The sequence below is a fragment of the Marinobacter sp. L-80 genome (assembly GCF_056859395.1).
This window is the reverse complement of record NZ_JBSXOI010000039.1, coordinates 1-11,355: the sequence shown is the minus strand read 5'-3', so window position 1 is coordinate 11,355 and position 11,355 is coordinate 1. Positions and strand designations below refer to the sequence as shown.

Sequence of the window (11,355 nt, the reverse complement as noted above, 5' to 3'; positions counted from 1 at the left end):
TCCGGCATACCCCTTCCTTTTTCATCACGAGGAAGGGCGGATGCCGGCAGCGAGGATTTCCATGCGACAGATCATCGAGGTCTTGCGCCTCAAGTACGAAGCGGGCCTGAGCCATGAGCGCATTGCCCGTGCCTGCGGACTCTCCAAGGGCGTGGTCGGCAAGTATGTCAGCCTGGCCACCGCGCAGGGCATCACCTGGCCGTTGCCGGAAGGCACGGACGAGGCACGACTGGAAGCCCAGCTCTTCCCGGCCAAGACACCCCCATCTCGATTTGCTGAGCCCGACTACTTCCAGGTCCACCAGGAACTCAAGACCAAGGGCGTCACCCTGCAATTGCTCTGGGCTGAGTACGTCGAACGCCACGGCGACAAGGCCCGCCGGTACAGTCAGTTCTGCCATCACTACCGGCTCTGGCGCGGCCGGCAGCGGCGCAGCATGCGCCAGGTCCACCGGGCCGGCGAGAAGATCTTTATCGACTACTGCGGTCCCACCGTGCCGGTGGTGGACCGCAGCACCGGCGAGATGCGTAAGGCCCAGGTCTTTGTGGCTGTGCTGGGCGCGTCCAGTTATACCTTCGCCGAGGCCACCTGGAGCCAGAGCCTGCCGGACTGGATCGCCTCCCACCAGCGGATGCTGGCGTTCTACGGTGGTGTGCCGGAACTGCTGGTTCCGGACAATCTCAAGGCAGCGGTCACCAAGGCAGACCGATACACGCCCCAGCTCAACGAGACCTACGCGGAACTGGCAACCCATTACCAGACGGCGGTCTTACCGGCCCGCCCCTACAAGCCCAAGGATAAGGCGAAGGCCGAAGCCGCTGTGCTGCTGGTTGAACGCTGGATCCTGGCCCGGTTGCGTCACCGAACGTTCTTCTCACTGGCCGAACTGAACTCGGCGATTGCAGACCTGCTACCGGCACTGAACCAGCGCCCGTTCCAGGGGCGCTCCGAGAGCCGCCAGAGCCTGTTCGAAGCGCTGGACCGACCTGCACTCAGGCCACTGCCGGCAACGTCCTACGTCTACGCCGAGTGGCGCAAGGCACGACCGGGCATCGACTACCACATCGAGATCGACAAACGCCTGTACAGCGTGCCTCACGCCCTGGTGGGTGTGAAGCTGGATGTTCGGGTGACCGATACGTCCGTTGAGGTCATGCACAAAGGACAACGGGTAGCCCTGCATCCTCGCCACGGCAAGAGCCGCTTCGTGACCCTGACCGAGCACATGCCCAAGTCCCATCAGGCCCATCAGAACTGGTCACCGGGACGGTTCCTGAACTGGGCCAGTGACATCGGTCCCGCCACGCTCGACGTGGTACAGCGACAGCTTAAGGATCGCCCTCATCCGGAGCATGGCTACCGATCATGCCTGGGGCTGTTGAACCTGAGTCGACGTTACAGCCGTGACCGGTTGGAGCAGGCCTGTAGTCGAGCACTAGCTATCAACTCGGCCAGCTACCAGAGCATCAGCTCGATCCTGAAACAGGGGCTGGATCAGCTCCCGTTACCCCTGGCCGAGGAGGAGTCGGAACTGACAGAGCTGCCAGTACACACCAACGTTCGCGGCCCCCGCTACTACCACTGATCCCGGAGAAACTGATGTTGACTCAAAACACCCTCGACGCCCTGCGCCAACTCAAACTGACCGGCATGTGCGATGCCCTGGAACAGCAGCGGGCACAGCCCGACACCCACGACCTGGCGTTCGAGGAACGCCTGGCCTTACTGATCGACCGGGAGGTGCTGCACCGGGAAAACCGCCGCCTGGAACGGCTGCTGAAGGCGGCCCGGTTGCGGGTCTCGGCCTGCGTGGAAGACATCGATTACCGCCACCCGAGAGGGCTGGAGCGCTCCCGTATGGCGGGGCTGGCCAGCTGTGACTGGATCCGCCAGTCCCTGAACCTGTGCATCACCGGGCCTACCGGTTGCGGCAAGACCTGGCTGGCGTGCGCCCTGGGCAACCAGGCCTGCCGGCAGGGGCTCTCAGTCCGTTACTTGCGGGTACCGCGCCTGTTCGAACAGCTGCGCATCGCCCACGGCGATGGCAGTTACGCCCGCCTGATGAACCAACTGTTGAAAACCGACCTGCTGATCCTGGATGACTGGGGGATGCAGAAGGTCACCGTGCAACAACGACAGGATCTGATGGAAGTGATTGAGGATCGGCACGGAAGAGGCTCAACCCTGATCGCTAGTCAGTTACCAACCGAACACTGGCACGACTACATCGGCTCCGCCACACTCGCAGACGCCATTCTGGACCGGCTTCTGCACGGCGCTCACCGACTCAATCTAAAAGGAGAATCACTAAGAAAAGCCAAGGCACAAAACACGGAATCGGTTGACCCATCGTGACCGCTCAGAGTACAAAACTGACTCCAGCGTGATGGCCGTGTGCAAACCGGTCACGATCCCCGGAATGACCGGTCACGTTCGCCGGAATACGCAGTAGTCAGACTTCAATCAGAAGAGGGGGAGTCCTCATGAATGTTACAACTATTGGCATCGATTTGGCGAAAACTGTGTTCAGTATTCATGGCACCAATCAATACGGCAAGGTCGTGGTCCGCAAACGACTTAATCGTCCTAAACTGCTGGCGTTTTTTGCTCAACTATCGCCGTGTCTGATCGGTATGGAAGCCTGCTCGGGTGCCCACTACTGGGCTCGTGAGTTAACCAGGTTTGGCCACGATGCCCGGATCATCGCACCCCGGTTCGTAGCGCCCTACCGCAAGAGCAGCAAGAACGACGACAACGATGCCGAAGCCATTTGCGAAGCTGTCGGTCGGCCCAACATGCGATTCGTACCGACCAAAACTGTCGATCAGCAAGCGGTGCTTTGCCTGCACCGTATTCGTCGAGGATTGACCAAAGAGCGTACCGCTCAGATCAATCAGATTCGCGGGCTGTTGGCCGAGTTTGGACTGACCGTTCCTCAAGGTCGTTATCAGGCTCGCCATAGAATTCCGGACATCCTGGAAGATGCCGAAAACGGTTTGCCCATGCTGGCCCGTCGTTTACTTAATAACATCAATCAGCGCATCCTCCAGCTCGATGAAGAAATCCTGGCCTATGACCGGGAGATCGAAGCAATGGCACGGCGTGACGAGCGGGCCAAACGGTTAATGGCCATTCCGGGTATTGGGCCACAAACGGCGACGGCTATACTGGCCAGCGCCCCCGATCCCAGGCAGTTCAAAAGTGGAAGGCACTTTGCCGCCTGGCTGGGTCTGGTACCCCGGCAATATTCAACCGGTGGTAAGCCCCGATTGGGCAGAATTACCAAGCGCTGTCAACAACAGTGAGTTTTGACCGATTTTTATCAGTTTAGATTGTCCGGTTTTCATCAGTTTTCAGTGACCGCTTTTTGAGTGTCCGGGTCGTCAGATTCCTCCTGTTGTTGAGTAGTACCGGGAACGAGTCCGGCCTTCCGTTTGTCCTTCAGTCGGTAGCTCTCGCCCTTGATGTTCAGTGTCGTTGAGTGGTGCAGCAGCCGGTCCAGTATTGCGGTGGCGATGACCTGATCTCCGAACACCTCGCCCCAGTCCATAAAGCTCTTGTTGGACGTCAGGATGGTGCAGGCGCGCTCATAACGACGGTTGATCAGCCGGAAGAACAGGCTGGCTTCCTCCCGGGTCATGGGCAGGTAACCGATCTCGTCCAGGATCAGGACCTTCGGGTAAGTCAGTTGTTGTAGCTGACGGTCCAGCCGGTTTTCCTGCCGCGCTTTCATCAGGGTGCTGACCAGGCGGTCCAGAGTCATGAACAGAACGCGATGCCCGGCTTCGGCAGCCTTCACGCCAAGTGCGACAGCCAGGTGGGTTTTACCCACCCCGGGCGGGCCCAGTAACACAACGTTCTCATTGCGCTCCACGAACCCCAGTCCGGACAGGTCCCGGATCAGCTTGCGGTCGATGCTCGGCTGGAAGCTGAAGTCGAATTGCTCCAGGGTTTTGATCCAGGGCAGGCGAGCCTGTTTCAGGCGGGTATCCAGGCCTTTCTGGTGGCGGCCACCCCATTCCTGGGCCAGGGCCTGTTCCAGGAACTCCCGGTAGTTCAGGTCTTTCTTGCTGGCGTGTTCACAGAGACTGTCCAGCGTGGCTTGCAGGTGGTCCATCTTGAGCCGGTCGAGGAGTTGGTCAAGGTTCATTGCAGCACCTCCTCATACACCGCCAGGCTTCGGTGCTGCACCGGCATCACGTCCTGCCACAAGGGACTATGATGGTCCTCAATAGCCTGCCAGCCGTCCTTGCGATCCGTGAGTCGGTGGCGAGCCACTTCCTGGCCACGGATGTCGTAGACGGTCAGTTCATCGTCCAGGCTGATGCGGATCGTGACCTGTTGCCCACAGCACTGGGCGGGCACACTGTACCGATTTCCCCGCACATCGATGTAGGCATCCCAACTAACATGGCGGACATCGTAGTATCGGGTGTCGAAGTCCGTTGCTGGCCTTGCCAGCAGGTGTGGCTTCTCGGCGTCGAACCGCTCCAGCGGTGTTTGCTGGAACTGCCGCAGCAGACGTTGATGGGCACAGGTTGTTAACCAGTGCTCCAGCAACTGATTCAGGTGCGCGTAGCTGTCGAAGCTGCGGTACCGCTGGAAGAAGTGGTGCTTTACGTAGCCCACCATCCGCTCGGTCTTGCCTTTGGTTCTGGGGCGCTGAGGGCGACAGGCTTTGGCAACGAACCCATAATGATTGGCCAGCTCCAGGAAGCCGGTATTGAAGGTGACCTTGCCATCACGGTCATGACGAACCACCGCCGCCTTCTGGTTATCCACCAGAACACTGGCGGGGACGCCATCAAAGTACCGGAAGGCTTGCACCAGGGACTCGTAGGTGTGTTCCGCATCCTGGCGTGGGCCGGCCCAGACGTGAAGGTATCGGGAGTAGCCCAGCACGTTCACCGCGATGTTGGGGTCGTTTGCGGGAGAGGGCGAAATGACACCCGAAGGGTAGCGTCTATTGCAGAAATTCAATTAAAAAGGATGCCCTCAGTAGTTATCTTTTTTAGACATCCAAATGGAATCGGCCATAGGACATAAATGTAAGCCAAATTGATATTCAGCCCCCTCTCTCAATGGTCAACACAGCTCACAAGTATTGTCTGTGAGAAAGGACTCGCCCTCTTAGGTGACTAACAGGTTCCGCATATCAGTGAACGCGGACAATAAAGTCCAACCATTTAGACTCATGCCCCAACCAAAACAGTCTAAAGTCCCGACGGCAACGAAACACCGACGCCGAATTCATAGACGAGTTGACCACCAAAATAAGCAGTTGTGACGATCAGTCCTGCAATCGCCAGCTCGAATACCACTGCACCCCAGCAGAGGCGCCTCGATAGAACGGTGCCTCGCCACCAAATAACTGCGCGTAGCAGCCCCCAAGCCACTAAGACACCTGCTGTAATACTTCCCAACTCCTCATGCCTTTCTAATATTGCAAGGGACGTACCGTTGGCCAGCGCGACATCGAGCGCAAGGTCACCAAAAACAAAAGCGACTGCGGCGGCCAGCCCCGCGCCTAGCCCGAGTCCAGCCGAGATATTAGCAATAGCACCGCGACCATCGAGGGACACACCCCGAGAAACAACGACGAAATCGAACGCCGCCAGCGATAACGCAAAGACGATTGGGAAATGCACAATCAATGGGTGGATTTGTTCAATCGGTAACATTGGGTATAGCTCCTATGAAATAAATGGAATATTTGGTGTGCACGAGTTAGAACCACACTCTAAAGCCGGCAACCAATGCCAGATTGTCAACGTCTCCGCCGTCGGCACGGGTCAGATCAGCCGTGTTGCCATATTGGCGCTTCCAGCTGACGCCGATATAAGGCGCGAATTCTCGACGAACTTCGTAACGTAATCGCAGACCTAGTTGCACATCATTCAACCCGCTACCGACGCCAAATCTAGGTACTGAACTGGCTGCAATATTGGTTTCAAATCGAGGTTGCAGTATGAGGCGTTGCGAGAACAACAGGTCGTAAGTGCCTACTAATCTAGCCGAGACGTCGCCATCCTCGCTGATAAAGAGGGCGGGCTCGACTTCGAATCGATAAGGCGCTAAACCTTGGACGCCCAGCACCGCAAAACTGCGATCCTGATCGGGGCCAGAGCCATACTGTCGGTCATAGCGCAGGCCGACCTGCAAATCCCAAAACGGCGCGATCATTCGGCTATAGAGCGCTTGAAGTTCCAACTCGCCGCCGTTTGCTGATGTTTGGTCGTCACCTTCAAATTTCATCCACAGTTTGTTGGTGTCGGTGCCATACCAGCCCTGCATATCCCAGCGCAACGTATCGGCGCCGTCGTTATCGCGATACTCGAACTGGTCTGCGATGATCATACCCAGCGGTAAGTTGTCTTCAACGGGTTCCGGCCAACCGGATTCCTCCGCAAAAGCAAACGTATGGAGAACAATCAAAAAGCTGCCTAGCACAATTCGAATCGAGGGGGATGTGGTGAGCAATTGATTATCCATTGCGGTTCTCCGATGACACTGCATCATTGGTCACCGACACCACTCGAAACATACCCATGTCCAAGTGATACAACAGGTGGCAGTGGAAGGCCCAGTTGCCGGGGGCATCTGCACTGATCAGCGCGGTCAGCCGCTCACCAGGCTTCACGTTGAGCGTGTGTTTGCGTGGCCGGTATTCACCGGCGCCATTCTCGAGTTCCATCCACATACCGTGCAGGTGAATCGGATGTTCCATCATGGTGTCGTTGACCAGCACCAAGCGCAGGCGTTCGCCATACTTAAAGTGGACAGGACCATCCACTTCAGAAAACTTTTTACCATCGAACGACCACATGTACCGATCCATCACGCCGGTCAGGTGCAATTCTACTTCGCGTTCCGGAGTCCGTTGATCGGGATACGGCGACAGGCTGCGTAAATCGGTGTACACCAACACGCGACGGCCATTGTTCTCCAGTCCGTCACCCGGTTCGCTCAGGCGATTACTCGGAAATTCAGCAACCATTGTGTTGCCTTTACCGTGACGGTCCGGGCCATGCTTTACTGGCGATGATGCTGTTGACATGCCAGTGCCTCTATTGCGTGACATGTCCATACTGTCCATCGTCTGCTTCTTAGCAGGCATTTCACCCGGCATCGCCATAGTCCCATCTTTCATGTTCATCGCAGGCACGCCATCTTTGGGTGCCGACGTCATACCCGGCATGGCCATCGCACCCATGCCCATATCCTTCATTGTGCGCACCGGAGGATTGCCTAGCGGCGGTATTGCTGCCTCGAGCCCTGCTTTGGATGCCAGGGTTCCGCGCGCATAACCGCTGCGGTCCATGGAGGCTGCGAAAATCGTGTATGCCGCCTCGTCGACAGGCTCGACAATGACGTCATAGGTTTCCGCCACGCCAATTCGAAATTCATCAACAGCGACCGGCTGAACATTCTGCCCATCTGCTTGTACCACGGTCATTTTCAGTCCCGGGATGCGGACATCGAAGTAGCTCATCGCAGCGCCATTGATAAACCGCAGGCGTATGCGCTCTCCCGGCCGAAACAAGCCTGTCCAATTGGAATCTGGTGCCATTCCGTTAATTAAATAGGTATAGGTCGCAGCGCTTACGTCGGCGATATCCGTAGGCGCCATCCGCGATCGCGCCCAGACCATGCGTTCTCGAACCGTTTTACCCCAACCGTTTTCTTCAGCATCGTTAAACAACTCGGGAACTGTTCGGCGTTGATAGTTGTAGTAATCGCTTTGCTTCTTCAGTTTCTTCAGAACGCTCATTGGGTTCTCAAACGTCCAGTCAGAAAGCATGACCACATATTCGCGGTCGTATGCAAACGGTTCGGGGGCAATCGGATCAATAATTAACGGCCCATAGTGACCTTGCTGTTCCTGCAATCCAGAATGACTGTGATACCAGTACGTGCCACTTTGCTTTACCGGAAAGGCGTAACGAAACGTCTCACCTGGCTTGATACCCGCATAGCTGACACCGGGGACGCCATCCATTTCATAGGGGAGCAGTAAGCCATGCCAGTGAATGGAAGTGTCTTCATCCAGTTGATTTGTGACCCTAATAACTGCGTCCTGCCCTTCTTTTAGGCGAACAAGCGGACCGGGAATGGAACCACTGATCGTCACCGTATCGCCCATTCGCCCGCCAATATCAAGGGGCTGACGGGTAATATTGAGATCAATCGGGCCGGTTGCTTGTTCGGGGCGTAAGCCTAAGCCTAAGGTTTCTCCGGCAAAAGCCGGGACCAAAGAATTGAGCCCAAGGATTGCACCTGTAGCACCCGCTTGCGTTATAAAGCGGCGTCTTGATTTCGAATACATCGTTTGGTTGTTCATTGTTCGCTCCAACAAATAATCTTGGTTGCTTGCGCGCTATCCCGGCGTAAAAAGCACGCCCTGGCGGAATAACTTAGTTTTGGAAATTGGCACTATCCAGTCAATGACGACGATAGGCCACTGACATCAAAAAGTTGGCAGGCTAATTCAGCAGGCGATCATAACGATGAACTGGCGAATCGACTGTTCTCTGAGGCGGAACATGCTCGCGTGCCGAGTTCGAAGTGACCTGCGCTTGAGGCCATATGGATTCACTGAATTTGAATACAGCGACAAGATTGTCGTCGAGGTCATCGATGCGCGTCGTCGGTTGGAGGGCATCCTGTTGGAGATGCTCTGTGGCATTAACCGCACAATGGGTAAAGCAATGGTCATAAGAACACTCACCATCGCACGGTCCACCATCGACTGAATGATGCGCATGTTCGTCTATCCCTGTGCTTGCATTTGCATAGCACACCCCGACACCCGCGCCTAAGACCAAGGGGAGGACCAGAAACGAAGATATATAAAGGCGGAGGATCGACATGCTTGCCACAATATACTCCCCCGGCGTATTTAACAAGGCCAAGCGACCAGGATTAGAATCATTCAATCTTGGCTGCGCATCAACGGTCACGTGAGAACTCGAGACTGATATCAAGCTGATGGTCGTTGTATACTCCTAAGGAGTATGTCGACCGAGTGATAACACCATGTCCAACCTTGAAAAATCAGATTTGCCCGCCTCTCGAAAAGCGATTTCGAGGCGCCTTAAGCGAATCGAAGGTCAAGTCCGCGGCGTAGATCGAATGCTGGAACAAGGTCGCTACTGTGTCGACATCTTGCAACAAATTCAGGCCACGAAAGCCGCGTTGAAAAAAGTTGAAACCGAACTTCTACGTGATCATGCAAATTCCTGTATTGAAGGTGCACTTAGAGAAGGCTCTTTGGATGAGCAAAGAGATAAGATCGTTGAACTCGTCGATCTGTTTGAACGAGGTCGCTGAGGGTCTGGTACCGAGAAAAAGTGCCTGCGTCTAGGCCGCCTCGCGTGAGCGTTTTACAATCTCAGAGACCGTGTTCTTGCTAATACCGAGATCCCGTGCAATCCATCGATAGCTCTTACCTTGTTCAATGAGGTGAAGCACTTTAGGTGAAAGTTTGTCGGATTTTGGGCGGAAGCCCTTCTTTCGGCCCAGCTTTTTGCCGCGAGCTTTTGCTGCAGCAAGACCGGATTTTACGCGTTCACTAATTAAATCACGTTCAAATTCTGCGATGCCGGATAGAAAGGTTGCCATCATCCGACCATGGGATGTCGATAGATCAAAGGTCATGCCGCTTATGGCGACCACCGAGACTTTCCAGTTTTCCAGGTCGCGGAGCGTGTTGAGCAGGTCGATGGTTGATCGACCCCATCGAGACAATTCTGTCACGACTACCGCATCGATTTCCCGGCGTTGCGCCAAGGCCATAATTTTCTTTCGTTCTGTGCGATCCAATTTCGCACCTGACCCCGTTTCCTTGAAAACTCCAATGACGTCGTAGTTCGCTCGCTTAGCGAATGCTCGAAGATCGCGTGCCTGCCGCGCACACGATTGATCAGCTGTCGACACTCGACAATAAATGGCTACCCGGTGTCCCAATTAAACCTACCTCTCTTCAAGGCTTGCAAAGCCGCATGTTTACTGGCTGGATTGGTGTCCTGTTTAGCCTTTAGTTTAACTGGGACAGTATCGCATGCCAAGACGCACCATTCTGACCGAACGACAACGGGAAGCACTGTTCGGATTGCCAGCGGATGAAGACTCGATGCTCCGCCACTACGTGTTGAGTGACGAGGACATGCAGCATGTCAAAACAAGGCGACGCCCCGGCAACCGATTGGGTTTCGCATTGCAGCTATGTGCCTTGCGGTATCCCGGTCGACTACTCCAACCAGGCGAATTCATCCCAGACCCAATTATCAAATTTATTGGGGCGCAACTGGGTTTGTCGAAAAGCGACCTTGCCGACTATGCGGAGAGACGGCAGACACGCTATCAGCATTCGGTGTCGCTCCAGAATCTATACGGCTATCGAACTTATCAGGCTTCTGACCTAGATTTCGCCCAGTGGCTGGCATCAGCCGCTGAACAGGCCCACTCTAACGAAGGGTTGGCACGCGAAGTGGTCGCCCAAATGCGCCTTCGGCGCATTGTTGTACCGGCACCTTCAACGGTTGAACGATTGTGTGCAGATGCTCTGGTCGCCGCCGACAATCGTATCTCTAGGCGCATCGCGGATCGTCTCGACAACACCACAGTGGACAGACTCACCGCATTGCTCAGCGAAACAACGGTGACAGGCGTCACCCGATTCGTCTGGTTGCGCCAACACGAACCGGGCAGCAACTCACGGGTGGTCAATGGGTTGCTCGATCGGCTGGAACGGATCGTTGATTTGGAACTCAGCCCTTCTTTGCTTCAGGGTGTGCCCTCGCACAGAGTAGCCCGCCTTCGTCGCCAGGGTGAACGCTACTATGCCGATGGCATGCGTGATCTACCTACGCATAGAAAACTGGCGATACTAGTCGTCTGTGGTGTTGAATGGCATGGCGCAATCGGTGACGCCATCGTCGAAACCCATGATCGAATTGTGGGTCGGCTGTACCGTGCTTCTGAGCGTTTTAGAGATGATCAAATTAACGATCAACGTGCGCTCATCCAACAAACACTCAAAACTTTTTCCGAAGTAGGCGCATCGATCATCGCGGCGCGAGAAGCCGGCGAGCCCGTCGACACAGCCATTGAACAGGATTGCGGCTGGGAGGTATTCAATCGCCTGGTCGAAGATGCCACCGCTGTGAATGCCAAAGTTGGAGCCGATCCTCTGGATTTTGTGAACAGTGGCTACGCTAGGAGTCTGCGCGGCAGAAGCTACATTCTGGCACAATAGATCAAAATTCTTCAGCAACAGGATGACTGATGGGAACCACTTTCCGCCCGTATTCGCCTGGCCAGGAACTGCTTCTTCCCCCGAGCCTGAACGAGTGG

General features: G+C 55.6%; 10 protein-coding genes and 2 pseudogenes. 6 read left to right on the top strand and 6 right to left on the bottom strand.

Annotation, left to right across the window (positions count from 1 at the left end; all coding sequences use genetic code 11):
• The first annotated feature begins 40 nt into the window (after positions 1-40).
• From istA (AC13E3_RS02360) to AC13E3_RS02350, 3 genes and pseudogenes are all read left to right on the top strand, one after another.
• Positions 41-1,585, top strand: a complete 1,545-nt coding sequence (istA, locus tag AC13E3_RS02360) for an IS21 family transposase (protein ID WP_011786424.1) — start codon at positions 41-43, stop codon at positions 1,583-1,585.
• 14 nt (positions 1,586-1,599) lie between these two features.
• On the top strand, positions 1,600-2,355 hold the full coding sequence (istB, locus tag AC13E3_RS02355; RefSeq protein ID WP_011786423.1) for an IS21-like element helper ATPase IstB: 756 nt from the start codon (positions 1,600-1,602) through the stop codon (positions 2,353-2,355).
• Between the two features lie 128 nt (positions 2,356-2,483).
• Positions 2,484-3,290, top strand: a pseudogene (locus AC13E3_RS02350) (IS110 family RNA-guided transposase); the annotation flags it as partial.
• Positions 3,291-3,346: 56 nt separating this feature from the next.
• Here the strand turns inward: AC13E3_RS02350 and istB (AC13E3_RS02345) are convergent.
• From istB (AC13E3_RS02345) to AC13E3_RS02325, 5 genes and pseudogenes are all read right to left on the bottom strand, one after another.
• Positions 3,347-4,150, bottom strand: a complete 804-nt coding sequence (istB, locus tag AC13E3_RS02345; RefSeq protein ID WP_052479629.1) for an IS21-like element helper ATPase IstB — start codon at positions 4,148-4,150, stop codon at positions 3,347-3,349.
• Positions 4,147-4,917, bottom strand: a pseudogene (istA, locus tag AC13E3_RS02340) (IS21 family transposase); the annotation flags it as partial. The pseudogene istA (AC13E3_RS02340) and the gene istB (AC13E3_RS02345), both read right to left, overlap by 4 nt.
• A 296-nt stretch (positions 4,918-5,213) precedes the next feature.
• Positions 5,214-5,681 carry a DUF2231 domain-containing protein gene (locus AC13E3_RS02335; RefSeq protein WP_092034156.1) on the bottom strand — a complete coding sequence of 156 codons (468 nt, stop codon included), beginning with the start codon at positions 5,679-5,681 and terminating at the stop codon, positions 5,214-5,216.
• 46 nt (positions 5,682-5,727) lie between these two features.
• Entirely contained in the window at positions 5,728-6,492 is a 765-nt protein-coding gene (locus tag AC13E3_RS02330) for a copper resistance protein B (protein ID WP_092034159.1), read from the bottom strand.
• Positions 6,485-8,326 (bottom strand): copper resistance system multicopper oxidase, encoded by a 1,842-nt coding sequence (locus AC13E3_RS02325; protein WP_441295086.1) that lies wholly within the window; start codon positions 8,324-8,326, stop codon positions 6,485-6,487. The genes AC13E3_RS02330 and AC13E3_RS02325 overlap by 8 nt, the downstream gene beginning before the upstream one ends.
• Positions 8,327-8,543: 217 nt before the next feature.
• On the opposite strand from AC13E3_RS02325, the gene AC13E3_RS02320 reads away from it, so the two are divergent.
• A complete protein-coding gene (locus AC13E3_RS02320; protein ID WP_136629442.1) occupies positions 8,544-8,753 on the top strand; it encodes a hypothetical protein in 210 nt (69 codons plus the stop codon).
• 283 nt (positions 8,754-9,036) lie between these two features.
• The gene (locus AC13E3_RS02315; RefSeq protein ID WP_020932524.1) at positions 9,037-9,330 is read left to right on the top strand and encodes a metal-sensitive transcriptional regulator; all 294 of its coding nucleotides are present in this window, start codon (positions 9,037-9,039) and stop codon (positions 9,328-9,330) included.
• A 30-nt stretch (positions 9,331-9,360) separates the two neighbouring features.
• Here the strand turns inward: AC13E3_RS02315 and AC13E3_RS02310 are convergent, their stop codons facing one another.
• Complete coding sequence (locus AC13E3_RS02310) at positions 9,361-9,966, bottom strand: recombinase family protein (RefSeq protein ID WP_041932919.1); 606 nt, start codon at positions 9,964-9,966, stop codon at positions 9,361-9,363.
• A 94-nt stretch (positions 9,967-10,060) separates the two neighbouring features.
• On the opposite strand from AC13E3_RS02310, the gene AC13E3_RS02305 reads away from it, so the two are divergent.
• Positions 10,061-11,257 (top strand): DUF4158 domain-containing protein, encoded by a 1,197-nt coding sequence (locus AC13E3_RS02305; RefSeq protein WP_482901664.1) that lies wholly within the window; start codon positions 10,061-10,063, stop codon positions 11,255-11,257.
• Positions 11,258-11,355 lie beyond the last annotated feature (98 nt).

Coding starts and splice junctions, on each gene's coding strand:
- istA (WP_011786424.1), top strand. CDS start 41: ATGCCGGCAGCGAGGATTTCCATGCGACAGATCATCGAGGTCTTGCGC.
- istB (WP_011786423.1), top strand. CDS start 1,600: ATGTTGACTCAAAACACCCTCGACGCCCTGCGCCAACTCAAACTGACC.
- istB (WP_052479629.1), bottom strand. CDS start 4,150: ATGAACCTTGACCAACTCCTCGACCGGCTCAAGATGGACCACCTGCAA.
- AC13E3_RS02335 (WP_092034156.1), bottom strand. CDS start 5,681: ATGTTACCGATTGAACAAATCCACCCATTGATTGTGCATTTCCCAATC.
- AC13E3_RS02330 (WP_092034159.1), bottom strand. CDS start 6,492: ATGGATAATCAATTGCTCACCACATCCCCCTCGATTCGAATTGTGCTA.
- AC13E3_RS02325 (WP_441295086.1), bottom strand. CDS start 8,326: ATGTATTCGAAATCAAGACGCCGCTTTATAACGCAAGCGGGTGCTACA.
- AC13E3_RS02320 (WP_136629442.1), top strand. CDS start 8,544: ATGCTCGCGTGCCGAGTTCGAAGTGACCTGCGCTTGAGGCCATATGGA.
- AC13E3_RS02315 (WP_020932524.1), top strand. CDS start 9,037: ATGTCCAACCTTGAAAAATCAGATTTGCCCGCCTCTCGAAAAGCGATT.
- AC13E3_RS02305 (WP_482901664.1), top strand. CDS start 10,061: ATGCCAAGACGCACCATTCTGACCGAACGACAACGGGAAGCACTGTTC.